Source organism: Nocardioides sp. NBC_00850 (genome assembly GCF_045207335.1).
In the GTDB taxonomy this organism is placed as follows: Bacteria; Actinomycetota; Actinomycetes; order Propionibacteriales; family Nocardioidaceae; genus Nocardioides.
Genome location: NZ_CP108845.1, coordinates 2,213,050 through 2,239,387, shown reverse-complemented (window position 1 = coordinate 2,239,387; position 26,338 = coordinate 2,213,050). Strand labels below are relative to the sequence as shown.

At 68.2% G+C, this 26,338-nt stretch carries 24 protein-coding genes; 12 read left to right on the top strand and 12 right to left on the bottom strand.

The window, feature by feature from the left end; all coding sequences use genetic code 11:
• Window positions 1–13: 13 nt before the first annotated feature.
• A complete protein-coding gene (locus OH802_RS11005; RefSeq protein ID WP_406027810.1) occupies window positions 14–736 on the bottom strand; it encodes a DUF4386 domain-containing protein in 723 nt (240 codons plus the stop codon).
• Window positions 737–782: 46 nt separating this feature from the next.
• Window positions 783–1,790: an NAD(P)-dependent alcohol dehydrogenase gene (locus OH802_RS11000; RefSeq protein ID WP_406027808.1), complete on the bottom strand. Its 1,008-nt coding sequence runs from the start codon at window positions 1,788–1,790 to the stop codon at window positions 783–785.
• Window positions 1,791–1,964: 174 nt separating this feature from the next.
• Here OH802_RS11000 and OH802_RS10995 point away from each other — a divergent pair, with 174 nt between their 5' ends.
• Window positions 1,965–2,630, top strand: coding sequence for a DUF2470 domain-containing protein (locus OH802_RS10995; protein WP_406027806.1), 666 nt, complete (start codon window positions 1,965–1,967; stop codon window positions 2,628–2,630).
• An 85-nt stretch (window positions 2,631–2,715) separates the two neighbouring features.
• On the top strand, window positions 2,716–3,756 hold the full coding sequence (locus OH802_RS10990; RefSeq protein WP_406027804.1) for a diiron oxygenase: 1,041 nt from the start codon (window positions 2,716–2,718) through the stop codon (window positions 3,754–3,756).
• Between the two features lie 9 nt (window positions 3,757–3,765).
• On the opposite strand, the gene OH802_RS10985 is transcribed toward OH802_RS10990, so the two are convergent.
• Entirely contained in the window at window positions 3,766–4,920 is a 1,155-nt protein-coding gene (locus tag OH802_RS10985) for an acyl-CoA dehydrogenase family protein (RefSeq protein WP_406027802.1), read from the bottom strand.
• A gap of 112 nt (window positions 4,921–5,032) precedes the next feature.
• On the opposite strand from OH802_RS10985, the gene OH802_RS10980 reads away from it, so the two are divergent.
• The 7 genes from OH802_RS10980 (at window position 5,033) to OH802_RS10950 (ending at window position 12,932) form a co-directional block, all read left to right on the top strand.
• Window positions 5,033–5,710 carry a TetR/AcrR family transcriptional regulator gene (locus OH802_RS10980; protein ID WP_406027800.1) on the top strand — a complete coding sequence of 226 codons (678 nt, stop codon included), beginning with the start codon at window positions 5,033–5,035 and terminating at the stop codon, window positions 5,708–5,710.
• Between the two features lie 59 nt (window positions 5,711–5,769).
• The gene (gene gndA, locus OH802_RS10975; protein WP_406027798.1) at window positions 5,770–7,227 is read left to right on the top strand and encodes an NADP-dependent phosphogluconate dehydrogenase; all 1,458 of its coding nucleotides are present in this window, start codon (window positions 5,770–5,772) and stop codon (window positions 7,225–7,227) included.
• Between the two features lie 69 nt (window positions 7,228–7,296).
• Complete coding sequence (locus OH802_RS10970; RefSeq protein ID WP_406027796.1) at window positions 7,297–8,052, top strand: class I SAM-dependent methyltransferase; 756 nt, start codon at window positions 7,297–7,299, stop codon at window positions 8,050–8,052.
• Between the two features lie 80 nt (window positions 8,053–8,132).
• A complete protein-coding gene (locus tag OH802_RS10965; RefSeq protein ID WP_355019228.1) occupies window positions 8,133–8,576 on the top strand; it encodes a MarR family winged helix-turn-helix transcriptional regulator in 444 nt (147 codons plus the stop codon).
• Window positions 8,577–8,600: 24 nt separating this feature from the next.
• Window positions 8,601–11,051 carry an MFS transporter gene (locus OH802_RS10960; protein ID WP_406027794.1) on the top strand — a complete coding sequence of 817 codons (2,451 nt, stop codon included), beginning with the start codon at window positions 8,601–8,603 and terminating at the stop codon, window positions 11,049–11,051.
• A gap of 6 nt (window positions 11,052–11,057) precedes the next feature.
• Window positions 11,058–11,876 (top strand): YceI family protein, encoded by an 819-nt coding sequence (locus OH802_RS10955; protein ID WP_406027792.1) that lies wholly within the window; start codon window positions 11,058–11,060, stop codon window positions 11,874–11,876.
• Window positions 11,877–12,035: 159 nt separating this feature from the next.
• Entirely contained in the window at window positions 12,036–12,932 is an 897-nt protein-coding gene (locus OH802_RS10950) for a LysR family transcriptional regulator (protein ID WP_406027790.1), read from the top strand.
• A 17-nt stretch (window positions 12,933–12,949) separates the two neighbouring features.
• Here OH802_RS10950 and OH802_RS10945 read toward each other — a convergent pair whose 3' ends face one another.
• Window positions 12,950–13,882: an AraC family transcriptional regulator gene (locus tag OH802_RS10945; RefSeq protein WP_406027788.1), complete on the bottom strand. Its 933-nt coding sequence runs from the start codon at window positions 13,880–13,882 to the stop codon at window positions 12,950–12,952.
• A gap of 191 nt (window positions 13,883–14,073) precedes the next feature.
• Between OH802_RS10945 and OH802_RS10940 the strand changes: the two genes are divergently transcribed.
• Window positions 14,074–14,649: a flavin reductase family protein gene (locus OH802_RS10940; RefSeq protein WP_406027786.1), complete on the top strand. Its 576-nt coding sequence runs from the start codon at window positions 14,074–14,076 to the stop codon at window positions 14,647–14,649.
• A 33-nt stretch (window positions 14,650–14,682) separates the two neighbouring features.
• On the top strand, window positions 14,683–16,263 hold the full coding sequence (locus OH802_RS10935) for a 4-hydroxyphenylacetate 3-hydroxylase family protein (protein ID WP_406027784.1): 1,581 nt from the start codon (window positions 14,683–14,685) through the stop codon (window positions 16,261–16,263).
• Window positions 16,264–16,313: 50 nt separating this feature from the next.
• On the opposite strand, the gene OH802_RS10930 is transcribed toward OH802_RS10935, so the two are convergent.
• Window positions 16,314–16,649: a hypothetical protein gene (locus OH802_RS10930; RefSeq protein WP_406027782.1), complete on the bottom strand. Its 336-nt coding sequence runs from the start codon at window positions 16,647–16,649 to the stop codon at window positions 16,314–16,316.
• A gap of 57 nt (window positions 16,650–16,706) precedes the next feature.
• Here OH802_RS10930 and OH802_RS10925 point away from each other — a divergent pair, with 57 nt between their 5' ends.
• A complete protein-coding gene (locus OH802_RS10925) occupies window positions 16,707–17,165 on the top strand; it encodes a MarR family transcriptional regulator (RefSeq protein WP_357358905.1) in 459 nt (152 codons plus the stop codon).
• Window positions 17,166–17,290: 125 nt separating this feature from the next.
• Here OH802_RS10925 and ald read toward each other — a convergent pair whose 3' ends face one another.
• The 7 genes from ald to OH802_RS10890 form a co-directional block, all read right to left on the bottom strand.
• Window positions 17,291–18,406 (bottom strand): alanine dehydrogenase, encoded by a 1,116-nt coding sequence (ald, locus tag OH802_RS10920; RefSeq protein ID WP_406027780.1) that lies wholly within the window; start codon window positions 18,404–18,406, stop codon window positions 17,291–17,293.
• A 35-nt stretch (window positions 18,407–18,441) separates the two neighbouring features.
• Window positions 18,442–19,590: a thiolase family protein gene (locus OH802_RS10915; RefSeq protein ID WP_406027778.1), complete on the bottom strand. Its 1,149-nt coding sequence runs from the start codon at window positions 19,588–19,590 to the stop codon at window positions 18,442–18,444.
• A 130-nt stretch (window positions 19,591–19,720) separates the two neighbouring features.
• A complete protein-coding gene (locus OH802_RS10910; RefSeq protein ID WP_406027776.1) occupies window positions 19,721–20,731 on the bottom strand; it encodes a dipeptidase in 1,011 nt (336 codons plus the stop codon).
• Between the two features lie 31 nt (window positions 20,732–20,762).
• Entirely contained in the window at window positions 20,763–22,325 is a 1,563-nt protein-coding gene (locus OH802_RS10905; protein WP_406027774.1) for an ABC transporter substrate-binding protein, read from the bottom strand.
• A gap of 130 nt (window positions 22,326–22,455) precedes the next feature.
• Window positions 22,456–24,339, bottom strand: a complete 1,884-nt coding sequence (locus tag OH802_RS10900; RefSeq protein ID WP_406027772.1) for a dipeptide ABC transporter ATP-binding protein — start codon at window positions 24,337–24,339, stop codon at window positions 22,456–22,458.
• A gap of 35 nt (window positions 24,340–24,374) precedes the next feature.
• Window positions 24,375–25,232: an ABC transporter permease gene (locus OH802_RS10895; RefSeq protein WP_406027770.1), complete on the bottom strand. Its 858-nt coding sequence runs from the start codon at window positions 25,230–25,232 to the stop codon at window positions 24,375–24,377.
• Complete coding sequence (locus OH802_RS10890) at window positions 25,229–26,194, bottom strand: ABC transporter permease (protein WP_406027768.1); 966 nt, start codon at window positions 26,192–26,194, stop codon at window positions 25,229–25,231. Before OH802_RS10890 ends, OH802_RS10895 begins: the two co-directional genes overlap by 4 nt.
• Between the last annotated feature and the right edge of the window lie 144 nt (window positions 26,195–26,338).

Below are 26,338 nucleotides of genomic sequence, written 5' to 3'. Positions count from 1 at the left end.
CCTGTCCGGCCCCTCACCGAGCCGGCCTGTCGTACGCAGCTTGGTCGAATCCCTTGATGATCAGCCAGAACGCGAGCGTGATCTCGAAGATGGCCCCCGGGATGAGGAGCACGAGACTGATCGGGGCTCCGAAGAGCTCGGCGCCGGAGCCCAGCATGTGCAGCGCGTAGCCGAGCAGACCGAGCGCCGCCAGCCACCGGGGAACCAGACCGGTGCGGAAGAGCAGCGCACACAGGAACAGAGCGCCGAACGCGAGCGAGAGCTGCCCGATCTGGTACGCCGTCTCGTTCGCGTCGACCGCGAGCGACCCGAGCGCCTGGGCGGTGTCGGCTCCGATCTCACCTGCGCGGTCGGCGAGCGGGATGACCATGAGCAGCGCGAGCACACCGACCGTCATCATCGCCATCTCGAAGATCATGGTGGCCAGGTAGGCCACGGCCGTACGTCTGCCGTTGCGCTCCAGGACCGGGTAGAAGATGACGGCCTTGCCGATGTCGATCGCCGTGGTCGCGATCATCAGGAACGCGCCGAGGGCGACGGTGGTCTCCTGGGCACCGACCCCGGCGAGGAAGTCGTCGCCGTCGAGGACCGAGGTGACGAGGAACGAGCCGGTTCCGTAGACGATGAACCCGGCCAGGAACAGCGCCCCGATCAGGCGCGATGCCCACATTCGGGAGCCGGTGTCGAGATGCCGGACACGTGTGCCGGCGGGTGGTGAGGTGGCCATGGTGTTCATGGGGACGTGCCTCGTATCCGTGATTGTCGGGTCCGAGACGGGCCGTTCAGATCGTGGTGATGGCGACCTTGCCGCGTACATGACCGGAGTCGAGGAGACGCATGGCCTTCGGGACCCGGTCGAGCGGGAAGGTGTGGCCGAGGCTCGGTACGACGGTGCCGGCCTCGAAGAAGCCGGCGAGCCGCTCCAGGTCGCTGGCGCGCTCCTTGGAGATGCACATGGTGAACCGCTGAACGATGAACGGCGTGAGCAGGAGCGCCCGGAGGGAGCGGTTCATGCCGCCGGTGAGGTTGCCGCCTTGCTCACCGCCGACGAGCACCACGGTGCCGGTCGGGGTCAGCGCCCGCCGCAGCCGGGACAGGCCGGGGTTTCCGGCGATGTCGAGGATCAGGTCGTAGCGGCTGGTGCCGTCGGCGAAGTCGGCATGGGTGTAGTCGATGACGTGGTCGGCGCCGAGCGAGCGGACCAGGTCCAGCTTCGCCGTGCCGGCGACGCCGGTGACCTCGGCGCCGAGCGCCTTCGCGAGCTGGACGGCATAGCTGCCCACGCCGCCGGACGCACCGATGACCAGGACCGACTGGCCGGCCTCGAGGTGGCCCTGGTCGGTCAGCGCCTGCAGCGCGGTGCCGGCCGAGATCGGCACCACCGCGGCCTGCTCGAAGGAGAGCCGCGCGGGCTTGTGGGCGAGCTTGTCCTCCGGCGCCACCGCGTGCTCGGCGAAGGCGCCGCGGCCGATGCCGTAGACCTCGTCGCCGATCGCGAACCTCGTGACCGCGGAGCCGACCGCCTCGACGACACCCGCGAGATCGCGGCCCGGCACCCGGTCCTTCGGCCCCCTGAAGCCCATCCCGGCGATCCGCATCACGTACGGCTTGCCCGTCATCATGTGCCAGGTGCCGCGGTCGAGTCCGGCGGCGTGGACGCGTACCAGAACCTCGTCGTCCGCAATCTCGGGAACATCGATGCGGTCGAGGTGAAGGGCGCCGGAGTCGCCGTACTTGGTCTGGACGATCGCTCGCATCTTGGTGGACGCGGCGGTGTGCTCAGTGACCATGGTCGACTGCTTTCAGAGAGTAGGGCCACGCTATGGGCCTACCAGGCAGCGACGGGTGGCGGCGATCGTCGCTCACCGGGATTGGGTAGGGATCGCCAACACGATGTGAGCGGCGGCTCTTGCTCGATCAGGCGCAGTCATGTTTAGGTAAGCCTTACCTAAACAGGAGGCGCCATGGATTCGACCGCCAGCATTGCCCGCAGCATCCTGTCATGCCCCCGTGGCGGCAGCGTGGTGATCGACGGCATCCCCTACTCGATGGAGGAGCTGGAGATGCAGGGCTTCGCCGACGACGGCGGGCGCCCGACCTTCCTGTGCCCGCCCGAGCAGCGGATGGCGTACGCCGGGCGTCGCGGCAGCCATGTCGTGCTCGTCCTCCAGGGCGTGCTCGGCGACGGCGAGGCGGTCCGCCTGACCGGGACGCTGAGGTGGCTGCGTACGGATGCTTGCACGTGCTGCGAGACGGAGTGGGAGGAGGTCGTCATGGACGTCTCCAACGTGATGCTGGTCCGTCGCACCGGCGAGGCGATCCCGATCCCCCTCGACGCGTTCACCGACCGCGACCTCGACCTCAACGACGGCGTGCTCCACCGCAACCAGGACCACCTCAACAACCACCACGGCAACGAGCTCCGCGAGGCGGTCGCGACCCGTTCCTACATCCCGGTCGACACCATCCTCGCCGCCCAGATCACCGGACTCTGCGCCGACGGCTTCGAGTTCCAGTGGGTCGACGAGGGCGGGGCGCACAGTGCACGCACCACGTTCGACCGCCCGGCCAGGACCCCGGAGGACCTCGTCGCCGGCGTCCGGAAGGCACTCGCCGCCGAGATCTGCTGAGCGGAACACGCGGGCCGAACCTGTTTCCTGGTACACAAATCCCATGTACCTTGATGACGTATCAACGTCGTGCAAGGAGGCTCGGATGGTTGTGCAGACACTTCGCTCGATCGGTGGCTACGTGGGTGCCGTCGCCGGCACCCCGGTCCGGATGATCACGCCGACCAGGCCCCTGCCGCGCCGGGAGTACGACGAGGCGCTGCGGACACTGTCCGAGGCGTCGGTCGAGATGTACTTCAACGCCTTCAAGGACGTCGACTGGGACGCGCCCGAGATGGCCCTGCCCGAGGACGACGAGCGCTGGATCCTGCCCACGCTCGACCTGCTCGGCGCCCACCCGTGGTACCAGTCGCTGCCCAAGGCACGGCAGATCGAGGTCGGCCGGCACCGACTCACCGCCATGGTGAAGACCGGCTCCCAGTTCGAGCAGCTGCTCCTCCTCGGCGGCACCCAGTTCCTGATGGGCGTCGACAACGGCGACCCCGAGTTCCGCTACTTCATGCACGAGCTCACCGAGGAGACCCATCACATCCAGATGTTCCAGGAGTTCACCAACCGCGTCTGCCCCGACGTCGCGGGCGCACCGGGTTGGCTGATGCGCGCCATTCCGCTGGTGGGACATCTCGGCGGGCTCTACCCCGCCCTCTTCTTCGCCATCATCCTGGCCGGCGAGGAGCCGATCGACCATGTGCAGAAGGAGGCCATGCGCGCCGGTGGAACCCACCCGCTCCTGGACCAGATCATGGCCATCCACATCGCCGAGGAGGCCCGCCACATCGGCTTCGCGCACGCCTGGCTCGAGGAGCACGCCCCCTCGCTCAACCCGGTCTCGCGCCTGGCCCTCGGCATCCTCACCCCGCTCGCGATGCGCCTGGGCTCCGACGCGATCATCATCCCCTCGCGCGCCGACCGGGAGCTCATGGGGCTGCCCGACTCGGTCGTCCGCGAGGTCTGGGGCACCGGCGCCGAGGCCGCCGCGTTCCGCCGTCACCTCTTCGCTGACGTCCGGATGCTCTTCGACAACCTCGGGCTGCGTACGCCGCTGACGCGGTGGTCCTGGAAGGTGCTCGGCGTGGATGGGCGGCCGGCGCGTTTCCGCGCCGAGCCGCCCAGCGCGGCGGCCTAGGCCCAGGCCTCAGGCCGGGACGGGCAGCGAGCGGCTGATGATCTCCTTCATGATCTCGGTCGTGCCAGCGTAGATCTGCTGGACGCGGAGGTCGGTGAAGGCGCGGGCGATGGGGTACTCCTCCATGTAGCCGTAGCCGCCGTGCATCTGCACGCACTTGTCGACGACCTTCATGGCCCGCTCCGAGCACCAGTACTTCGCCATCGCGACCGTCGGGATGTCGAGCTCGCCCTTGATGTGCAGCTCGATGCACTCGTCGATGAACGAGCGGGCCACGCGGGCCTCGGTGGCGACCTCGGCCATCGTGAACTTGGTGTTCTGGAAGCCGAACACCGGGCGCCCGAACGCCGTGCGGGCGTGGACGTAGGAGATCGTCTCCGCGTAGGCGAACTCCATCGCCGCGACGCAGCCGAGCGCGACGATCAGGCGCTCCTGCGGCAGCTGCAGCATGAGCTGGACGAACCCCTCTCCCTCCTCGGCGCCGAGCAGGTTGGTCGCGGGGATGCGTACGTCGTCGAAGAAGAGCTCACAGGTGTCCTGGCCCTTCATCCCGATCTTGTTCAGCACCCGGCCGCGCCGGAAGCCCGGCGTGTCGGTGGGAACGATGACCAGGGAGATCCCGGCACCCTTCTCCTCCGGGTTGGTCTTCACGGCGACCAGCACCATGTCGGCCTGGTTGCCGTTGGTGATGAACGTCTTGGCGCCGTTGACCACGTAGTCGTCGCCGTCGCGGATCGCCTTCGTCGTGATCGACTGCAGGTCTGACCCGGTGCCGGGCTCGGTCATCGCGACGGCGGCGACCACCTCGCCGCTGGCCATCTTGGGCAGCCACTCCTGCTTCTGCTCCTCGGTGCCGTACGCCACCAGGTAGTGCGCCACGATCCCGCTGTGCAGCGGGGCGCCCCACGAGGAATCGCCGACGCGGGCCTGCTCCTCGATCACCACGGCCTCGTGGGCGAAAGTGCCGCCACCGCCGCCGTACTCCTCGGGCACGGAGAGGCAGAGCAGGCCGACCTCGCCGGCCTTGCGCCACAGATCGCGGTCGACCTGCTTGTTGGCGATGAACGACTCGATGTTGGGCTTGATCTCCTTCTCGCAGAAGGTGCGGGCGAGGTCGCGCAGGTCCTCGAGGTCCTGGTCCATCCAGGGAGAGCGGCGGGTCACGGGCATTCCTTCCGGTCGGCACCCACAAGTAAGTGGGACACGATGTTCTGGATACAGGTTGTATCACCGTACCGGAACTGGATACAAGGTGTATCAGCGCTACGGTGAACGCGTGGTGGACGTTGCGAAGTGGGTCGACTCGACAGTGCGGCGCCGCTCGGCGAAAGAGGCGCTCGAGGACGACTCACGACGCTCGCGAGTGGTGCTCGCGGCGGTCGAGGCGATCGAGGAGGCCGGCCCCACCGTCGGGATGGCACAGATCGCCGAACGCGCCGGGCTGCCGCGCCCCAACGTCTACCGGCACTTCGCCAGCAAGGACCAGCTCGACGCCGAGGTGACCCGGTTCGCCGCGAACGAGCTGCTGCGCCGCGTACGTCCCAACCTGGCTCGCACCGGAACTCCCCGTGAGGTCATCGGCGGGGTCATCGCGCCGTGCGTCGACTGGGCCGCCGAGCACCCCAACCTCTACCGCTTCGTCGCCGCCCAGCAGCAGACCAAGGCACTGCACCGCGCCCGGATGGGGCGCACCCGGTTCCTCAACGAGCTGGTCGAGGCGATGCACGGCTACCTGAGCGAGTCGGAGCTCAGCGGCGAGCCGCCCGACGGCGTCCTCGCCGGACTGATGGGGATGGTCGACGCCAGCATCATCTGGTGGCTCGACCACGAGGACGAGACCCGCGACGAGGTGGTCGAACGGCTCACCCGGCAGGTCGCCGGGGTGCTCTTCGACCTGCTCGCCCAGCTCGGGCTCGAGATCCCGGAGGACATGGTCTTCGCCCCACGGGCATGATGGTGGCGACCCTGCCCGTCAACAGACGCAGTATCGAGAAGCAGCAACGAGGAGCAGCGATGCCGAACACCGACAACAGGTCCGCGAACATCGGCGTGGTGGGCCTGGCCGTGATGGGGTCCAACCTGGCCCGCAACCTCGCCTCTCGCGAGGGCAACACGGTGGCGGTCTACAACCGCACCTACGCCCGCACCGACGAGCTCATCACCGAGCACCCCGAGGCCGGCTTCCTCGCCTCCGAGACGATCGACGACTTCGTGGCGACGCTGGCCAAGCCGCGTACGGCGATCATCATGGTCCAGGCGGGCAAGGGCACCGACGCGGTGATCGAGCAGCTGGCCGAGCGGTTCGAGCCGGGCGACATTATCGTCGACGGCGGCAACGCCAACTTCAACGACACCATCCGCCGCGAGCGCGAGCTGCGTGAGCGTGGCCTCAACTTCGTCGGCACCGGCATCTCGGGCGGCGAGGAGGGTGCACTCAACGGACCCTCGATCATGCCCGGCGGCTCGGCCGAGGCCTGGAAGACGCTCGGCCCGATCCTGAAGAGCATCGCCGCGGTGGCCGAGGGCGAGCCGTGCGTGACCCATGTCGGCACCGACGGCGCCGGCCACTTCGTGAAGATGGTCCACAACGGCATCGAGTACGCCGACATGCAGCTGATCGCGGAGGCCTACGACCTCCTCCGGCGGGTCGGCGGGCTCTCCGTGGACCAGCTCGTCGACGTCTTCAAGGACTGGAACACCGGCGACCTGGAGTCCTACCTGATCGAGATCTCCGCGGAGGTGCTCGCCCAGAAGGACGCCGAGACCGGCCAGCCGCTCGTGGACGTCATCCTCGACGAGGCCGGCTCGAAGGGCACCGGCGTCTGGACGGTGCAGAACGCGCTCGGCCTCGGCATCCCGGTCTCCGGCATCGGCGAGGCCGTCTTCGCCCGGGCGGTCTCCTCCAAGCCGGCCCAGCGCGGCGCGATGCGCGCCTCGGTGACCTCGCGTCCGAAGACGCCGGAGGTCCCCGACACGTTCGTCGACGACGTACGCGCGGCTCTCTACGCCTCGAAGGTGGTCGCCTACGCCCAGGGGTTCGACCTGATCGTGGCCGGGGCGAAGGAGTACGGCTGGGACATCGACCTCGGTGCGCTCGCCAAGATCTGGCGGGCCGGCTGCATCATCCGGGCCCGCTTCCTCAACCGGATCGTCGACGCCTACGCCACCAAGCCCGACCTGGAGACGCTGCTGGTCGACCCCTACTTCGCCGACGCGGTCGCGTCCGGCGAGGAGGCGTGGCGGCGCGTCGTCGGGATCGCGGCTGCCTCCGGCGTACCGGCACCGGGGTTCTCCTCGGCGCTCGCCTACTTCGACTCGCTCGCCGCCGACCGGCTCCCGGCCGCGCTCATCCAGGGCCAGCGGGACTTCTTCGGCGCCCACACCTACAAGCGCGTCGACAAGGACGGCACCTTCCACACGCTGTGGTCCGACGACCGCTCGGAGATCCCGACGACGCCCTCGACGCACTAGGGCTCCAGGCACCTGGAGATACCGAACTTGGGGCTGTCGACGTAGCCAACGGCGGACCTAGCCTGAAGCATGGGGTTCGACGTTGCCGCGGAGAGGTACGCCCGTTTCATGGGGCGCTACGCCGAACCCCTCGCACCGCACTTCGCGAACTTCGCCCGGGTCAGCATGGGCCAGCGGGTGCTCGACGTCGGCTGCGGACCGGGCACGCTCACCCGCCATCTCGTGACGCTCACCGAGGCCCACCTGGTGGCCGCCATCGACCCCTCGCCACCGTTCATCGAGACCGTCGCACGGCAGCTGGCCAGGGTCGATGTCCACACCGGCGTGGCCGAGGCGCTCCCCTTCGCCGACAACTGGTTCGACGCCTCCCTGGCCCAGCTCGTCGTGCACTTCATGACCGACCCCGAGGCGGGCATCAAGGAGATGGTCCGGGTCACCCGGCCCGGCGGCACCGTCGCGGCGTGCGTGTGGGACGGCGACACCGGTGCCGTCGCGCCGTTCTGGGCCTGCGTGCACGAGATCGACCCGGAGGCCGAGGACGAGGCACTGCTCGCCGGCTCCCGGCTGGGTGACCTGGAGAAGCTGTTCAAGAAGGTCGGCCTCCGCAAGGTCGAGCCGAGCGGCCTGGTCGTCCGGATCACCCACCCCACGTTCGAGGACTGGTGGGACCCGTACACCTTCGGTGTCGGGCCTGCGGGCGACTACGTGCAGTCCCTCGACGACGCCGGGCGCACCGCGCTCGAGGAGGTCGCTCGACGCCGGTTCGGCAACGGCCCGTTCACCGTGACCGCGACGGCCTGGGCGGCCCGCGGCACCGTCGCCTAGCAACACGCCGGGTCCTGCCGGATTTGCATTGGACCCCTATCCTCCATATGGTTGTAAAAGTCAACCAACTTGGAGGGATGATGATCGGGCACGCGACGTACCAGGAGCTGATCCATCAGCTCAGCGAGGTCGGAGCCGTACGGAAGGGCCTCGTACGCAGGCTTCCGCCCGAGCTGTCGGCCGGCTCTGCGGGGGTGCTGACGATGCTGCGCCGGCACGGCGACATGACCATGAGCGAGCTCACCGAACTGCTCGCCGTGGACATCTCGGTGACCAGCCGACACGTGGCGTGCGTCGCCGACCAGGGCTGGATCGAGCGCTCCCCCAACCCGGCCGACGGACGCTCCCGCATCCTCCGTCTCACCGACGCCGGGCGCGACCTGCTCGACAACGCCTCCCACCAGCTCACCGACCTCATCGCAGACCGGCTCAGCGGCTGGGACGAGCGCGACGTACATGAACTCGTACGGCTCGTCACCAAGCTCCGCGACAGCCTCGGCCACTGCGGCACCACCAGCAACTAGGCAGCACCACCAGAAAGGAAGTCCATGGCAACGACGACAGCCGAACGGACTCACGCCGGTCCACCGGGAGGCCCGTCCGAGGGCTCACCCACCTCGCACGGTCAGATGTCCCACCGCGAGATCATGGAGGCGCTCTCGGGCCTGCTGCTCGGCATGTTCGTGGCGATGATCTCCTCCACGATCGTCTCCAACGCTCTGCCCGAGATCATCGCCGACATCGGCGGCGGGCAGTCGGCCTACACCTGGGTGGTCACCGCCTCCCTGCTGACCATGACGGCCACCACCCCCCTGTGGGGCAAGATGTCCGACCTGTTCAGCAAGAAGCTGCTCATGCAGATCGCGCTGGTCCTCTTCGTGGCGGCCTCGGCCGTCGCAGGCCTCGCGCAGAACCCGGGTCAGCTCATCGCCGCCCGGGCGGTCCAGGGCATCGGCATGGGCGGCCTGACCGCTCTGGCCCAGGTCATCATGGCGGCGATGATCTCCCCGCGTGAGCGTGGCCGCTACTCGGGCTACCTCGGCGCCGTCTTCGCCGTCGCCACCGTCGGCGGCCCGCTGATCGGCGGCGTCATCACCGACGCCGACTCGCTCGGCTGGCGCTGGTGCTTCTACGTCGGCATCCCGTTCGCGATCATCGCCTTCATCGTGCTGCAGAAGACCCTGCACCTCCCCGTCATCAAGCGCGACGGCGTCAAGGTCGACTGGGCCGGCGCGTTCTTCATGGCCGCAGGCGTCTGCCTGCTGCTCGTCTGGGTCACCTTCGCCGGCGACAAGTACGACTGGGCGTCCTGGGAGACCGCGGCCATGGTCGGCGGCTCCGTGCTGCTCCTGCTGATCTTCGTCCTCGTCGAGTCGAAGGCCGCCGAGCCGATCATCCCACTGCGGCTCTTCGCCAACCGGACGATCACGCTCTCCTCGCTCGCCTCGCTCTTCGTCGGCGTGGCGATGTTCGCCGGCACGATCTTCTTCAGCCAGTACTTCCAGCTGGCTCGCGACAAGTCGCCGACGATGGCCGGGGTGATGACGATCCCGATGATCGCGGGGCTGTTCCTCTCCTCGACCGTCTCCGGCCAGGTCATCACCCGCACCGGGAAGTGGAAGGCCTGGCTCGTCGTCGGTGCCGCACTCATCGTCGGCGGGCTGGGCCTGCTCGGCACGATCCGCTACGACACCGAGTACTGGCACGTCGCCGTCTTCATGGCGATCCTGGGCCTCGGCGTCGGCATGACGATGCAGAACCTGGTCCTCTCCACGCAGAACCAGGTCGCACCCGCCGACCTCGGTGCGGCCAGCTCCATGGTGACGTTCTTCCGCAGCCTCGGCGGCGCGATGGGCGTCTCCGCGCTCGGCGCGCTGATGGCCCACCGGGTCACCGACTACGTCCAGGACGGCCTGGCCGACCTCGGTCCGCGCTACGCCGCGCTGGCGCAGGGCACCTCGGGCGAGATCCCGGACATGGACAAGGTCCCCGAGCCGCTGCGGTCGGTGCTGGAGAGTGCGTACGGGCATGGCATCGCCGACATCTTCCTGGTCGCCGCGGGCGCAGCCGTCATCGCGCTGCTGTTCGTGGTGTTCATCAAGGAGGTCCCGCTGAAGACCAAGGGCGGGCTCGCCCAGGCCGCCGCGGAGGCTGCCGAGGTCGACCGGCCCGCCGCGGTCGCCGAGGCCGTCGCCGGGGTGCCCGAGCAGCACGCCGCCGCTCCCGCGCCGGTCGCCAACGGGATCCCGCTGCACGGCTTCGTCCGCGGCTCCGGAAGCATCCCGATCCCGCACGCCGCGGTCACGCTGATCTCGCTCTCCGGGCGCCAGCTCGGCCGCTCGGTCGCCCACGCCGACGGCTCCTACGCGGTGGACGCGCCCGGGTCGGGGACGTACGTCCTGATCGCCTCGGCCGACGGCTTCCAGCCGCAGGCCTCCACGGTGGTCGTGGGCGGTGAGCCGGTGGCGTACGACCTCCTGCTCAGCGGCACCACGGGCCTGAAGGGCATCGTGCGCGGCGGCGAGGACGGCGCGCCGATCAAGGACGCGATGGTGATCGTGACCGACGTACGCGGCGACCTGCTCTCCACCGGAACGACCGTCGCGGACGGCACCTTCTTCATCGACGAGCTGGTCCCGGGACCGGCGACGGTCGCGGTCAACGCCGAGGGCTACCGCCCGCGCGCGGTGCCGATCGAGATCGGCGCCACCGGTCTGACCCGGATCGAGGTCGAGATGGTCACCGGTGCTCGCCTGACCGGTGTCGTCAAGGCGGCCTTCGGGCCCCTCGCCGACGCGCGGGTGACGCTGGTCGACGCGGCCGGCAACGTGGCCGGGACCGCGACGACCGGCCCGGACGGGGCGTACGCCTTCGCCGATCTCGACAGCGGGGACTACACGGTCCTGGCCACCAGCTACCCGCCGGCGGCCGGCGCCGTGAGCCTCACCGGCCACGGTGTGGACGGCCACGAGATCGTCCTCTCCCACCCCGAGGACTGATCCGCGATGGCACTGACCGCACAGATCCGCACCCGCGACGGCTGGGCCGTGGCGCACGCGGTCGTCACCCTCACCGACACGGCCGGCGGTCAGGTGCTGCGCGCCGAGGCCGACGAGGACGGTGTCGTCACCGACGACACCGTCCTCACCCCCGGGCCGTACGTCGCGATCGTCACCGCGATCGGTTGGTCCCCCACCGCTGCGACCGCCATCGTCACGGCCTCGGGGACGGCTGCGCTCGGCACCGTCACCCTGGCCCGTCAGGGAGACACGTCCCTCCCGGCCCCTGGGCCGTGGACGATCGACCCCGCCCACTCCACCGTCGGCGCGGTCGCGCAGCACCTGGGCATATCCAGCGTGCGCGGCCGGTTCACCGAGTTCGCCGGGGTCGTCGAGATCGCACCGGACCATCTGGAGAAGTCACGCGTCGAGGCGGTCATCCGCGCCGCCTCGATCGACACCGGCAACCGGATGCGCGACGACCACCTTCGCAGCGGGGACTTTCTCGATGTCGAGGCGTTTCCCGAGATCGTCTACCGCTCCACCGGCCTCACCTCGGCCGGATCGGACCGCTGGACCGTCCACGGGGAGCTCTCGATGCACGGCCAGACCCGCTCCGTCGACCTCGACGTCGCCTACCTCGGCACCGGCCCCGACGCCTGGGGCGGCACCCGCGCCGCCTTCCGGGCCACCGCTCAGCTGCGCCGCGAGGACTTCGCGATGAACTACAACCAGGCCGTCGCCGCCGGCATCGCCGCCATCGGCACGACCCTCAAGGTGGAGCTGGACATCCAGGCCGTCCAGGGCGACTCCCTGCCAGCCTGACCCGAGACGTCAGTTGCGTCGGGCGAGACGTCAGTTGCGTCGGCCGAGCTGGCAACGCGGTGCCAACTCGGCCGACGTACGCGACGCCTCGGCCGACGGGGGCGACGCCTCGGCAGGCAGATCAGTGCCGGACGACTGAGACTCTGCGAATATGAGTGCATGGAGCTGCGCCATCTTCGCTACTTCGTCGCGGTCGCCGAGGAGCGCCACTTCGGCCGGGCGGCCGAGCGGCTCCACATGGCGCAGCCGCCGCTGTCGCAGCAGATCCGCCAGCTCGAGGCCGAGCTCGGGCTGACCCTGCTCACCAGGACGACGCGGCGGGTCGACCTGACCCCGGCCGGGGCTGCGTACCTGAAGCGGGCGCGGGAGATCCTCGGTGCCGTGGACGCCGCCGCCCACGAGGCCGCGAGCATCGCCTCGGGGCGGCGCGGGCGCCTGCTGATCGGGTGCGTCGGGTCGGCGACGTACTCGCTGCTCCCGGCCCTGGCGCGCACCCTGCGCGCCGAGCTGCCCGAGGTCGAGTTCGGGTTCCGGGGCGAGATGCTCTCGCCGGATCAGGCCGCGGCGCTCATCGATGGCACCCTCGACCTCGGCCTGCTCCGCCCCCTGCCCACGGGCAACTCCGGGGGCCTCGGCCTCTCGATCACCCACCTGCGCCAGGAGGACCTGCTGGTGGCGATGCCGAAGGACCACCGGTTCGCCGGCCGTCGCCGTGTACGCATCGCCGACCTCGACGGCGAAGGCCTCGTCATCCATGCCGGCAGCGGCCGCTCGGCGATGAACGCGATGATCCAGGAGCTCTTCGACTCCGCCGGGATCCGCAGCCACATCGCCCACGAGGTCGCCGAGACCTCCACCCTGGTCACCTTCGTGGCCGCCGGTCTCGGTGTCGCCATCGTCCCCGAGCCCACTGCGGCCCTCGCCGTCCCGGGCGTCGTGTACGTCCCCCTCACCGGCACCCCCGGCGTCGAACTCGTCGCCGCCACCCGCGCCGGCGACGAGAGCCCGCTGCTCACCCGCGCGCTCGCCATCCTGGCCGGCCTCAGCAACAGCTAGCCGACTCGGCGAGGGGGTCAGCGGCAGCGCAGGGTCTGGGAGGGGGTGACGCCATAGGCCTGCCGGTACGCGGCGGCGAAGCGGCCGAGGTGGGTGAAGCCCCAGCGGTAGGCGACCTCGGCGACCGTGTCGCCGCGGCTGGCGAGGAGGTCGGCGTGGACGCGTTCGAGGCGGATCTCCTGCAGCTTCTGGGTCGGGGTGCGGCCGAGGTAGCGCTGGAAGCCCTGCTGGAGGCGGCGGATGCCGACGTCGGCCTCGCGGGCGAGATCGGAGACGGCCCATTCGCGCGCCGGGTCGGCCTCCATGGCCTCGACGACGCGGGAGACGATCCGGGGACGGACGGAGCCGACGGCCGGCTCCTCGGGGAAGCAGGCGGCGACGAAGGCCGCGGTCAGCGTCCCGGCCAGCCGGCGGCGTACCCGCTCGTCGCCGACCAGGGCAGGGTTGCGCATCGCCTCGGTGCCGAGCGAGCCGAGCAGGCCGATCCAGGCGCGGGCGCCATGAGCACGCAGATCGAGCTGGGCAGGCAACCGGTCGGTGTGCAGGCCGACCAGTGCCGCGACCTCCTCGACCAGGTAGTCACGTTCGACCCGCATCCCGACGATCGAGCAGTCGGCCGACCAGCGCGTCATCTTGGTCTGCCGGTCGGGCGGGCACACCGTCGCCTGGCCGTCGAGCGAGAGCACGTGGGCGCCGCCTACGTTGGCCTCGAGCACGCCGCTGCGCGGCACGTTGACCGCCCAGGCGCCGGGATGGTCCGACTCGACCGACACCTCCGCACCCCAGCCGATCCGGGTCAGCCGGACCGGGCCGAGATCGACCGCACGCAGCTCCGCCGGGCGCGCGGGCCGGCCGCGCATGGTCAGGGCATGCGGGAAGTACGCCCGGGCGACCTCGTCGGAGAAGCTCTCCATGTCGCCGGACGCTGCGGTGAGAGTGCCGGTGCTCATCTGCCACCCCCTAGTGACGTCCTTCACATTAACAGCGCATCCGGCCGTGGCCGAGAGCGTCCGGAAACCCGGTGCGCAATCCGGACAGCCCGTTCGCCCAGCGGATCGCCGCCCTCGTGATCCGGATCTAGCGTCGTCCTCCGACGTGACCGCCGCCATACATCTTGCGGCCCCGACGAAGGAGGAGCTCCATGGACCCACGCACCCTGCGGTCGACCTTCGGCCGCTTCGCGACCGGCGTCACCGTGATCACCTGCCGCACCCCGGACGGCGCCCACCACGGCGCCACGGTCACGGCGTTCACCCCGATCTCGCTGGACCCGCCGCTGGTGCAGGTCGCCCTGACGCGTACGTCCAAGGCGGCCGCCTATCTCGAGGGCGCGGCCTTCGCGGTCAACGTCCTCGCCGACGACCAGAGCGATGTCGCCATGCATTTCGCCGGCCGCCCCGGCAGCGACCCGCTCCCCTGGCGCGAGGGCGCGCCGGCGCCGCGGCTGGGCGGGACGGCCGCGACGCTGGTGTGCCGCCCGTGGCGTACCGACGACGGCGGGGACCACCTGCTGTTCCTCGGGGAGGTCGTAGAGGTGATCACGACCGACCGCAAGCCGCTGCTCTTCCACGACAGCGCCTTCCACCACATCGGCAACCCGTCCTCGGAGGTCGTCTGGCTCGGCTGCCAGGACGACCCGAGCACCGGCTGGTTCGACGCGACCACGTCGTTCACGGCCATCGATGTCCCCGCGATCCCGCGATCCACCCACTACTGATCCGACCGAGACCCGATCCAAGGAGAAAAGACCATGACCGACACCCTCGCCCCGGAGCAGCACTCAGGCCCCCCGACCATCAATCCTGCCGCCGGCTCCCCTGCCAACCAGCAGACGAACTTCGCCTCCCGGCCGATGACCGGCGACGAGTACATCGAGAGCCTGCGCGACGGCCGTGAGATCTACCTGCACGGCGAGCGGATCGAGGACGTCACCACGCACCCGGCCTTCCGCAACCCGGTGCGGATGACCGCGCGCCTCTACGACGCGCTTCACACCGGCCCGCACGTCGACGAGCTCACCGTGCCGACCGACACCGGCAACGGCGGCATCACGATGCCGTTCTTCAAGACGCCGACGTCCTCGGCCGACCTCCTCAAGGAGCGCGACGCGATCGCACGCTGGGCCCGGATGACGTACGGCTGGATGGGCCGCTCCCCCGACTACAAGGCCAGCTTCCTCGGCACCCTGCACGCCAACAAGGAGCTGTACGCCCCGTTCCAGGACAACGCCGAGCGCTGGTACCGCGAGTCCCAGGAGAAGGTCCTCTACTGGAACCACGCGATCATCAACCCGCCGGTCGACCGCCAGCTGCCGCCGGACGAGGTCGGCGACGTCTACATGAAGGTCGAGAAGGAGACCGACGCCGGCCTGATCGTCTCCGGCGCCAAGGTCGTGGCAACGGGTAGCGCGATCACCAACTACAACTTCATCGCCCACTACGGCCTGCCGATCCGCAAGAAGCAGTTCGCGCTGATCTGCACCGTCCCGATGGACGCCCCCGGGATCAAGCTGATCTGCCGCTCGTCCTACACCGAGCAGGCGGCACAGAACGGCGAGCCGTTCGACTACCCGCTGTCGAGCCGGATGGACGAGAACGACACCATCTTCATCTTCGACAAGGTGCTGGTGCCCTGGGAGAACGTCTTCATGTACGGCGACGTGGAGCGGATCAACTCGTTCTTCCCGCAGTCGGGCTTCCTGCCGCGGTTCACCTTCCAGGGCTGCACCCGCCTGGCCGTCAAGCTCGACTTCATCGCCGGCCTGCTGATGAAGGCGCTCGACGCCACCGGCTCGGGCGGCTTCCGCGGCGTACAGACCCGGGTGGGTGAGGTGATCGGCTGGCGCAACCTGTTCTGGTCGCTGACCGAGTCGATGGCCCGCGACCCCGAGCCGTGGGTCGGCGACGCGGTCATCCCGAAGCTGGAGTACGGCCTGACGTACCGGATGTTCATGATCCACGGCTATCCGCGGGTCAAGGAGATCATCGAGCAGGACGTCGCCTCCGGGCTGATCTACCTGCCCTCCGGCGCCGCCGACTTCAAGAGCCCCGAGGTGCGGCCGTACCTGGACAAGTACGTCCGAGGCTCCAACGGCATCACCGCCGTCGACCGGGTCAAGGTCATGAAAGCGCTGTGGGACTCGATCGGCTCCGAGTTCGGCGGCCGTCACGAGCTCTACGAGCGCAACTACTCCGGCAACCACGAGAACGTGAAGGCCGAGCTCCTCTTCGCCGCCCAGAACCGCGGCGGGGCAGACGCGATGAAGGGGCTCGCCGACGAGTTCCTGGCCGAGTACGACCTGGACGGCTGGACCGTGCCGGACCTGTTCTGACCTGCTCCCCGCTGAGGGCGGCGCCCCCATCCCCCTGGGGGGCGCCGTCCTCAGCGCAGCACGAGCCAGAGGCCCACGGCGGCGGGCAGGATCCCGAGGATCAGCCAGGGCGTGAACGGGCTGCGCCGGTGGATGAGGAACCCGCCGGCCAGGCCCAGCACCCCGAAGGCCGCCGCGATGACGCACAGCCCGATCCGCGAGCTCTGGTAGACCGGGTCGATCGCCACGGCCCCGATGACCAGCCCGACCGCCAGGTGGGCGACGGTGAACACGACGAGCACGGACGCGACCCACTGCTTCACGTGAGTGAGCGACTTGTCGTTGACGGGCCGGATCGGGTTGTCCGGGTCCATCAGGTGGCGTGGTCGTCGGGGTTGCTCGTTCACGGTCTAATACTTACCAGGCAAACTGTTTGTGCACCAATTATTGGTACGCTAACTCACATGCCGACGAAGAAGGACCCTCTCTCGGAGATCGAGAACCCACTGGCGCTCGATCAACAGGTCTGCTTCGGCCTGGCCGTCGCCGCCCGCAGCGTCATCGCTCTCTACCGGCCCCTGCTCGAGCCGATGGGCCTGACCCACCCGCAGTATCTGGTCATGCTGGCCCTCTGGGAGGAGGAGCCCCTCCGCGTCTCCGAGCTGAGCCGCAAGGTGCAGCTCGACCCCGGCACCCTCTCGCCGCTGCTGAAGCGCCTCGAGGCCCAGGACTACATCCGGCGCGAGCGCAACAAGCTCGACGAGCGCTCGCTCGCCGTCGTCCTGACCGAACGCGGGCGCGCGCTGCGCGACGACGCCGAGAAGATCCCGCCCGCGATCGTCGAGCGTCTCGACATGAGCGTCGACGAGCTCATGGAGCTCCACCGCCGACTGCTGGAGGTCATCGCCGCGGCGACACGGTGAACCCGTCGGCTCGGCCTCCGGGCGCCAGCCGTAGCCGTCCACGGCCTCACGGTTCTCGTCGAGAGGGTCGATCATCCCGAGCCCGACACACCAACCGAACCAGTCGACCAGGTCGAGCCCGACTGTCAGGCCAGGACGGCGGCAAGGTCGACCGAGTCGATGCCAACCGCAGTGCCGACGGGCTCGTTGGTGAGCTGGCCAGCGTGGGTATTCAGCCCAAGCGCGAGGCTGTGGTCCTCGCGCAGCGCCTGCGCCCAACCCTTGTCCGCCAAGGCGATGACGTACGGCAGTGTCGCGTTCGTCAGCGCGTAGGTCGAGGTGTTCGGCACCGCACCCGGCATGTTCGCCACGCAGTAGAACACCGAGTCGTGGACCTCGTAGGTCGGGTCATCGTGGGTGGTCGCGCGCGAGTCCTCGAAACAGCCGCCCTGGTCGATCGCGATGTCGACCAGCACCGATCCCGGCTTCATCCGCGACACCAGGTCGTTGCCGACCAGCTTCGGCGCGGCCGCGCCCGGGATCAGCACCGCACCAATCACCATGTCGGCCTCCATCACCTGCTGCTCGATCGCCAACTTGGACGAGGCAAGGCCGCGGACGTGGTTGTTGTAGCGCCAGAACGACATTCGCAGCTTGTCGAGGTCGGTGTCGAGCAAGGTGACGTCGGCTCCCATGCCGAGCGCGATGTTGGCGGCGTTCTGGCCCGAGACGCCGGCGCCGATGATGACGACCTTGGCGTTGGCAACGCCACCCACGCCGCCCATCAGGACACCGCGGCCGCCGTTGGCCTTCATGAGCGAGTAGGCACCGACCTGGGGTGCCAGGCAGCCGGCGACCTCTGACATCGGGTAAAGCAGCGGCAGCCCGCCCGAAGGCAGCTGCACGGTCTCGTAGGCGATGGCCGTGACCTTGCGCGCCAGCAGCTCTTCTGTCAGCGGCTTATCGGCAGCCAGGTGGAGGTAGGTGAAGAGGGTTTGCCCCTCCCGCATCCGGGCGTACTCCTCGGCGATCGGCTCCTTGACCTTCAGGATCATCTCCGCGCTGCCCCACACGTCATCAGCCGTGTCAAGCATGGTGGCGCCTGCGGCGACGTACTCTTCGTCGGGGATCTGTGAGCCTTCTCCCGCGGTCTTCTCCACCACCACCTCGTGACCGTGCTGTACCAGCTCGTGCACTCCGACCGGAGTCAGAGCAATTCGGTACTCACGATTCTTGACTTCCTTGGGTACTCCGACCTTCATACGTTGCTCCTAATTGAAGAGATGGACCCGGCCATTCAGCTGGCCGACTCGATGATGGCGGCGGTCGCGATTCCGCCGCCGCCGCACATCGTGGAGAGCGCGACGCCCCCACCGGCGGCGCGCAGCGCGTGGGCGAGGTGGAGCAGCTGCCGGGCACCGGTGGCGCCAAAGGGGTGCCCGATGCTGATGGCGCCACCATCGAGATTGACGCGGTCCAGGTTCACGCCGAAGTGCTCCTGGAAGATCAGGACAGGGATCGCATAAGCCTCGTGGACATCGATGAGCTTCATCTGGTCGAGGGCGAGGCCGGTGCGAGCAAGGATCTTGGCGGTCGCATCGTTGGGCCCGTCGAAGATGATGTCGGGGTCGTTACCCACGAAGGTGGTCGAGCGGATCCAGGCCAGCGGGGTCAGGCCGAAGCGGGCGCACGCCTCCTCAGAGGCCAGGATCATCGCGGCGCTACCGTCGGAGAGCTGGCTGGAGTTGGCTGCGTTGTTCACGCCGTCCGGCCGGTAGACCGACGGCAGCTTCCCGGCCTTCTCGACACTGGAGTCCGGCCGGATGCCCTCGTCACGCTTCAGCAGGACGGTGCCGTCGACGGTGACGGGCACGATCTCGTTGTCGAACGCACCGCGCTCCCACGCCGCGTGCGCAGCGAGGTGCGACCGGACGCCGTACTCATCGCACGCTTCGCGGGTGATGCCGTACTTGTCGGCGGCACGCTCGGCGGCCTCGCCCTGGTGAGGCATGTCCCAGTGCGCACGCAGGCTCTCCGAGATCGGACCGTCGGCACCCACCGTTCCTGCGACGCCGGTAGGCACCCGGGTCAGGGACTCCACGCCTCCCGTGATGACGACCGATGCGTCCCCAGCCACGATCGAGGCGACACCGAGGTGGGTGGCCAGCTGGCTCGACGGGCACTGCGCGTCGAGCGTCGTGATGGGGACGGTGATCGGCAGGCCGGATGACAGCCAAGCGTTACGTCCGATGTTCTGGGCCTGGCCACCGACCTGCCCCGTGGCGCCAGCGAGGCCCATGTCGACGTTTGCAGGATCGATCCCAGCGGCGGCCAGGGCGCCGTCGAACGACGTCGCGAGCAGGTCGACGGGGTGGACGTCGCGGTAGGCCTTGCCCTTCTTCGCGATGGGGGTGCGGACACCAGAGACGATGGCGACACGGGTCATGATGGTTCCAATCTGTTGAAGTGCTGCGCTGTGACGGCGCGTTTGTTCGAGCGTTCACCCGTCAGGGTGTCGCCGGTGCTTGGGATGCCGCGCGTACCGGGCATGACGTGCGCGGTACGCGCGGTTCAGTTCAGGACCAGACCTGGCCGTAGACCCGCAGCCAGTTCTCGCCGAGAACGCCTCGGACCTCGTCGTCGGTGTAGCCGCGCTCGAGCATCCGCTCTGCGAGCTTGGGGAAGCCGCTCGGGCCTCCTTGACCTAGACCCTCAGGGAAGTAGAACGGCGGGGGTGAGTAGGTTTCGCGACGCCAGATCTGCGCCTTGATGAGGCCCTCGTACTGCTCCATGGTCAGCGTCGCTTCATCGTCGACCTGACTGCCGCGGCAGTAGTCGATGCCCAGGCCCACGTGACCCGTGCCGACCAGGCTGTCCACATGGACCATGTGGTCGATGAACTGATCGAGCGTGGGAGCGGTGTCGGCCGCAACGAAGAACGGCAGGCCGTTCATCCCGATAACTCCCCCGCTGGCGGCGATGGCCTTGATGACCTCGTCGGGGATGTTGCGCGTGCTCGGGTGCACAGCGTAGGCGTTCGAGTGCGAGGCGATAACCGGTGCCGTCGACGCCTCGATGACCTCCAGCGCAGAACGCCATCCGGTGTGGCTGACATCGACCAGAATGCCGAGCCGGTTCAACTCGGCCAGCATCTGCTCACCGAGCTTGCTGAGCCCGGCATCCTGCGGCTCCTCGCACCCGTCACACATGATCCCGCGCCGGTTGTAGGCGACCTGCACGATTCGGAGGCCCATCCGCCAGTAGGCCTCGATCAGCGAAGGCTCGTACTCGAGGGGTCGTGTGCCCTGGAAGTGAAACACCACGGCCATCTCTCCGGCGGCCTTGGCTGCCCGGATCTCCTCCACGGAGGTCGCCAGTCGCAGTCCCGGAGTGTTGCGGATGAATTCGAAGCACCTGCCGAAGGCGAACAGCGCCTCCCGGGCAGCGCCGAGCGCCGAGACCGTGAGCACGCAGACGGTCGTGCCGCCCTTGCGCCAGTGGTCCAGGTGGGTGCGCCAGTAGTCGAACTCGCAGGCCGAGTCGATGACGACTGTGTCCTCGAAGACGAACGGGTTGGTTTCAGTCATGTGCTTGCCGCCTTTCTGGTGGTGTTGGCCGTCAACTGGTGCGGGTGATGTCGAGCGGCCACGGCGCGTTCCACCACGGCTGCGTGTAGTTCGCCCACTCGAACCCTGAGGCGATGCCCAGGTTGGCCTGGAGTGCCATGATCGGGATGTAGGGGACGTCGGTTGCCAGCTGGGTGAGGAGCTCGGTGTAGGCCTCGAACTGGGCTTCGGGGGTGGTGGCCTCCGAGGCTTGCTTAATAATGCGGTCCGCCGCGGGGGGCCCGTAGCCGGCGAGGTTGCTGCCTCCGTCGACCAGGCCTGCGGAACCCAGCCAGTAGGACGGCATGTAGCCCGGCGTCGGGGTGCAGCCGGCACCTGCGGTGTAGACCGCCGGGCGCTTCTCGACTGCTGCTCCCACGCCGGCCACCCACTTCGCGATGGTCTGGTTCTTGACCGTCAGCTTGATGCCGATCTTGCCCAGCTGGTCGGCCAGGATCTGCGATCCGGTGACGTTGTTGGAGAAGTCGGTGGTCGGCAGCTCGGCCTGGAAGCCGTCGGGATAGGCCGACTTGGCCAACTCCGCCTTCGCCTTGTCGAGGTCGTGTGGAAACTGCGGGAGCGACTCGATCATCGCCTCGACCTTCTCCGGCGACGCGATCGTCTCGAGCGACTGCGGCGGGATGAACGTGGTGATCGGGTCGGCGTGACCGTCGACGTCGTCCACGAACGCCGTACGGTCCACTGCGTAAGCGACAGCGCGACGCACATGGATATCGTCCCACGGTGCCGACTGTGTGTTGAGCGCGACGAAGCCCAAGGAGCAGCTCGGGCTGCTGACGATCTCTGCCTTGGAGGTCGACTTGAACGACGTCGCGTTCGCAACGCTGGGAACCATGTCGATCGACTTGGCGCGTAGGGCAATCGCAGCGTTGGTCTCGGAGTCGAAGAACTTGACCTCCATCGTCTCGAATTCGACGTCGCCGCCCCAGTAGTCGGAGTTGGCCTTGAACTCTGCGCCGCTGGTCGGGTCCAGCTTGACGATCTCGTAGGGCCCGGTTCCCATCACGAGGGTGCCGGGGTTGCCGAAGTCGTCCTCGTGCTCCTCATAGAACTTCTTCTGGATGATCTGGGAGGAGAACATCGACGCCTGGGTCGGCCAGTTGGAGTCCGGGGTCTTCAGCGTCACGGTCACCGTGTACTCGTCGGTAGCCTCGATCGTGTCGACGGTGCGGTACTTCGCCGCGGTATAGGAGTTAGGGTCGCGGTAGCGTTCCAGGGAGAAGACCACGTCTTCCGAGGTCAGCTCTTGGCCGTCCCAGAACTCCACGCCTTTCCTGAGGTGGTAGACGTACTCCGTCGGGCTAGGGTTCTCCACGCTCTCGGCCAGGCGGGGTTCGAGGCTTCCGTCCGGCTTGAGCCGTACGAGGTTCTCCAGGCTCACGCTCGAGATGAGCGGCGCGATCTGCGAGTCGATGATGTCGACCGTGCTCGTGGTGCCCACGATGCCGACTCGGAGGACGCCACCGTCCGCGGACGGGGTGGAAGGGCTTCCGCAGGCACTGAGGCCCGCTATCGCCATGAGCGCCGCGGCCGCGATCGCATGTTGTCTTCGCATGAGCTTCCTCACTTCATCTGTCGATTGATTGTTGGGGTCGATCCCATGTCCATGTCGTGCTCCGTCGTTTGTCTTTTCTCCGTGTCCGGCTGCTGCTTTGTGGTGCCATGCGCCCGTCACGTCCAGACCACTAGGTGGCCCATCCGTCGGATCGAGGCACCGAGTCGACGAGTTTCCGGGTGTAGGCGTCCCTCGGCCGATCCAGCACGTCGCTCGTCGGGCCGTGCTCGACGACCCGTCCGCGGTGCATGACGTAGATGTAGTCCGAGATCTGCCGGACGATGGCGAGGTCGTGGGTGATGAAGAGGTAGCCGATGCCCTGCTCTTCGCGGAGTTTCCCGAAGAGGTTGAGGATCTGGGCCTGTACCGACATGTCGAGCGCCGATACCGATTCGTCGCAGATCAGCAGCTTCGGCTGGGCGGCGAGGGCCCGCCCGATGGCCACGCGTTGCCGCTCCCCACCTGAGAGAGCCACGGGCTTACGTTGGGCGTAGGCAGCGGGCAGCCCGACCGTCTCGAGCAGGTCTGCCACCCGGGCCGAGACGTCGGTCACCTTCGGGTCGTGGGTTCGGATCGCCTCCTGGAGGGTCCAGCCGATGGTGCGCATCGGGTTCAGGCTCGAGTAGGGATCTTGAAAGACCATCTGCACGGTGCTCCGCAGCCGGCGGGCGTCACGGCGGCTCAGCGTGGACCAGTCAGTGGCCGCGATGCCGTCGATCTCGATGTCACCGCCTGAGGCGGTCTCCAGTCCGATGAGCATCCGGGCCAACGTCGTCTTCCCGCTGCCAGACTCGCCCACGATCCCGACGCTCTGCCCGATCCCGATGCCCATGGACACCCCGTCGACAGCGCGGACGCCCTGCTTGCCGTTGTCGAACTGCTTGACGACATCGCGGACCTGAATCAGTTGACCGCGGGTCTCACCGGAAACCTCGTCGACGCCGACCTCGACCCGCGCGCGGATCTCGGCCATCTCGTCGCGGATCTCTGCGAGCCGCAGGCACCGCGACCATCGCTGGTTGCCCAGGTCCACCAGCTCGGGCCGCGACTCGGTGCATCGTTCGCTCGCCCACCGGCAGCGTGGCGCGAAGGCGCACCCGCCAGCCACGTCGTCGGGCGCCGGTACCGATCCCGGGATGGAGAGCATCTCGCGGAGCTTGCGGTCGGCCGGGGGCTCGGACAACAGCAGCCCGTGACTGTAGGGATGCAACGGTTCGTGCTCGAGGTCTGCCGAAGGAGCGACTTCGAGGAGCGATCCGGCATAGAACACATGGACCCGGTCGCAGGTTTCGAAGGCCAGCCTGAGGTCGTGGGTGATCAGCATGACGCCCATGCCTCGGGAGCGTTGGAGGTCCTTGATCAGCGAGAGGATCTCGCGCTGTGTGGTGACATCGAGCGCAGTGGAAGGTTCATCAGCGATCAGCAGCTCGGGGTCGCATGCCAACGCTGCGGCGATGGCCACCCGCTGGCGCATGCCGCCCGAGAGCTGGAAGGGGTAGCGATCGACCACCGACGGGTCGTCGATGCCGACCTCGGCCAGTCGCCGGATGGCTTCCTGCCGCTTCTCTCCGCGTGGACGCCGGGCGAGCTCTGGCGGCAACGACTCGATAAGGATACGTCCCACCCGCATCACCGGGTTCAGCATGGTGAAAGGGTCCTGGAGGATCATCCCGATCGCGTTGCCACGCATCGCCCGTCGCTGGCGGGCACCCAGGTCCATCAGGTTCTTGCCGTCGAAGGCGATCGTGCCGCTCGCGTGGAGTCCCTGCGGGAGCAGGCCCATGATCGCCTTCGCGGTCACCGACTTACCACTACCGCTCTCCCCAACAACCGCGACCATCTCACCAGGCGCGATGGACAGGTCGACCCCGGACACCACGGTGGAGGAACTGGCCGGCGTCCTGTGCACGACCGACAGGTCCGACACCTTCAGAAGCGGCACGGCTACGGACTCCACGGGAAGATCCGTGCCAACGGGGCTCTCCACGCTCTGTGCGTCCTCCGTCTTGGTCATGGTCTCGACCCTGGTCTGGGTTCGATCTGCCCGCGTCATCGCGACGCTCCTCTCTCGGAAAGCCGCTCGTAGATCCAGTCGCCGAAGACGTTCATCGACGCCGCGGTCATCACGATCATCAGGCCGGGCGCGAGCGCAGCGACCGGGCTGATGAACAGCAGATCGAGGTTCTCGGCGAGCATCAGACCCCAGTCCGGGGTGCCGGGGTTCACCCCGAGACCTAGGAACGAGAGCCCGGACAGTGACACCAGTGCGGTGGCGAAGATGAGGAACGAGTTCGCGACTGCGACCGGGGCGACGTTGGGCCAGATGTGCGATACGAGGATCCGGATGTTCGACACGCCCAGGGTCTTCGCCGACTCAACGTAGGGGCGAGGCACCTGCTCGAGCGTGGCGCCGCGGACGACTCGTACATCCATCGGCACGACCAGGACGATCATGAGGCCGATCGCGAGCCAGTAGCCTCCGCCGAACGCTCCGGCCACGACGATGATGACCAGCAGCGAGGGAATCGACCACATCAGGTCGACCCAGCGCATGATCAACGAGTCGACCCACCCCCCGAAGTAACCCGCAACGAGGCCGAGCAGGTCCCCGATGACCAGCGAGCAGACGGCGATGACCAGCGGGCCCACGAACGCCGTCTGGGCACCAACGATGAGCCTGGAGAAGATGTCGCGACCGAGCTGGTCGGTCCCCAGCCAATGCTCGGCACTCGGACCAGACATCCCCAGAGAGGTCATCTGGGCGTCGGGGTCCTGGGGCGCGATCAACTCGCCCAACAGCGCCAGCAGCGCGACGACGATGATCACGATCATGCACAGGACCACGGACCACGAGACACGTTGACGGCGCCGCAAGCGGCTCCTGCCGGTCTCCAGTGTGAGGCTCATACTGCGTTCCTTCCAAGTCGGATCCGGGGGTCGACTGCCATGTAGAGAAGGTCCGCGAGCAGATTCGCGACCATGATGACCACGGCAATCACCAGCGCGACGCCTTGGATCATGGGCAGGTCCTTGTTGATCGCGGCATCGACGAGGAGGGTCCCGATGCCGGGCAACGAGAACGTCACCTCGACCAGGAACGCGCTGGTGATCAACGCCCCGAGTACCAGTCCACTGATGGTGACGATCGGGATGAGCGCGTTGCGGAGCACGTAGGTGAGCAGGATCCGCGCCGACCCGAGGCCACGCGCGCGGGCAAACGTCACATAGTCCTGGTCGATGACCCCGATCAGTGCCGCTCGCGTGTGCTTGAGCACGAACGCCGAGACCGTCAACGCCAGCGCCACAGCCGGCAGCGTCAGGTGCCACACCCGGTCGGCGAAGCCCTCCCCCGCGCCCGTGGCCGGAAAGATCGGCACAACGATGGCGAACAGGAACAACAGAAGAACACCACTGACGAACGCCGGCGTGCTCAACGCAACAACCGTCGCGCCAACGATCCCGCGGTCAACAGCGGTCTTTCGCCGCAGAGCCGAGACCACCCCGAGACCGACACCCAAGACCATGGTGAGCGCGAAAGCAAAGACACCCAAAAACAGCGAAACCGGAAGCCTGGAGCTGATCTCCTCCTCGACCGGAAGCGTGGTCTGAATCGAGGTGCCAAAGTCCAACTGCAGGGCCGACTGCGCCCAGATCCAGTACTGGGTCAAGAACGGCTCATCCAAGTGGTAGCGCTCGTTCAACAGCTGCACCGTCTCCGGCGTACGCGGCTGCGAACCCAGCAAGATGTCGACCGGACTACCCGGAGCGATATAGAGCAGCGAATAGATGACGAAAGACAAGATCGTCAACGTCACGAGCAACGCACCGAGACGTCGCAAGAGGAACAGCGTCACGCTTTGAGCAGTCATGTGCGCTCCTGGAGGTGCAGGTCGTCCTGAACGCCGTCGGGTCTTCGGTGGCGGCGTGTCTCCAGGATTACATGCACTACCAACTATCCGCAAGCCATCAATTGGTAAAGCATTAAGCAATACGGTGTCTCCGCCGCGGGCGGA

What these genes read in the sequence shown, in the direction of transcription:
- OH802_RS10970 (WP_406027796.1), top strand. Translation starts at nt 7,297, where the DNA reads ATGGGGTTCGACGTTGCCGCGGAGAGGTACGCCCGTTTCATGGGGCGC.
- OH802_RS10990 (WP_406027804.1), top strand. Translation starts at nt 2,716, where the DNA reads ATGGTTGTGCAGACACTTCGCTCGATCGGTGGCTACGTGGGTGCCGTC.
- OH802_RS11005 (WP_406027810.1), bottom strand. Translation starts at nt 736, where the DNA reads ATGAACACCATGGCCACCTCACCACCCGCCGGCACACGTGTCCGGCAT.
- gndA (WP_406027798.1), top strand. Translation starts at nt 5,770, where the DNA reads ATGCCGAACACCGACAACAGGTCCGCGAACATCGGCGTGGTGGGCCTG.
- OH802_RS10915 (WP_406027778.1), bottom strand. Translation starts at nt 19,590, where the DNA reads ATGACCCGTGTCGCCATCGTCTCTGGTGTCCGCACCCCCATCGCGAAG.
- OH802_RS10925 (WP_357358905.1), top strand. Translation starts at nt 16,707, where the DNA reads ATGCCGACGAAGAAGGACCCTCTCTCGGAGATCGAGAACCCACTGGCG.
- ald (WP_406027780.1), bottom strand. Translation starts at nt 18,406, where the DNA reads ATGAAGGTCGGAGTACCCAAGGAAGTCAAGAATCGTGAGTACCGAATT.
- OH802_RS10900 (WP_406027772.1), bottom strand. Translation starts at nt 24,339, where the DNA reads ATGACCAAGACGGAGGACGCACAGAGCGTGGAGAGCCCCGTTGGCACG.
- OH802_RS10895 (WP_406027770.1), bottom strand. Translation starts at nt 25,232, where the DNA reads ATGAGCCTCACACTGGAGACCGGCAGGAGCCGCTTGCGGCGCCGTCAA.
- OH802_RS11000 (WP_406027808.1), bottom strand. Translation starts at nt 1,790, where the DNA reads ATGGTCACTGAGCACACCGCCGCGTCCACCAAGATGCGAGCGATCGTC.
- OH802_RS10955 (WP_406027792.1), top strand. Translation starts at nt 11,058, where the DNA reads ATGGCACTGACCGCACAGATCCGCACCCGCGACGGCTGGGCCGTGGCG.
- OH802_RS10995 (WP_406027806.1), top strand. Translation starts at nt 1,965, where the DNA reads ATGGATTCGACCGCCAGCATTGCCCGCAGCATCCTGTCATGCCCCCGT.
- OH802_RS10910 (WP_406027776.1), bottom strand. Translation starts at nt 20,731, where the DNA reads ATGACTGAAACCAACCCGTTCGTCTTCGAGGACACAGTCGTCATCGAC.
- OH802_RS10940 (WP_406027786.1), top strand. Translation starts at nt 14,074, where the DNA reads ATGGACCCACGCACCCTGCGGTCGACCTTCGGCCGCTTCGCGACCGGC.
- OH802_RS10960 (WP_406027794.1), top strand. Translation starts at nt 8,601, where the DNA reads ATGGCAACGACGACAGCCGAACGGACTCACGCCGGTCCACCGGGAGGC.
- OH802_RS10965 (WP_355019228.1), top strand. Translation starts at nt 8,133, where the DNA reads ATGATCGGGCACGCGACGTACCAGGAGCTGATCCATCAGCTCAGCGAG.
- OH802_RS10935 (WP_406027784.1), top strand. Translation starts at nt 14,683, where the DNA reads ATGACCGACACCCTCGCCCCGGAGCAGCACTCAGGCCCCCCGACCATC.
- OH802_RS10945 (WP_406027788.1), bottom strand. Translation starts at nt 13,882, where the DNA reads ATGAGCACCGGCACTCTCACCGCAGCGTCCGGCGACATGGAGAGCTTC.
- OH802_RS10890 (WP_406027768.1), bottom strand. Translation starts at nt 26,194, where the DNA reads ATGACTGCTCAAAGCGTGACGCTGTTCCTCTTGCGACGTCTCGGTGCG.
- OH802_RS10905 (WP_406027774.1), bottom strand. Translation starts at nt 22,325, where the DNA reads ATGCGAAGACAACATGCGATCGCGGCCGCGGCGCTCATGGCGATAGCG.
- OH802_RS10950 (WP_406027790.1), top strand. Translation starts at nt 12,036, where the DNA reads ATGGAGCTGCGCCATCTTCGCTACTTCGTCGCGGTCGCCGAGGAGCGC.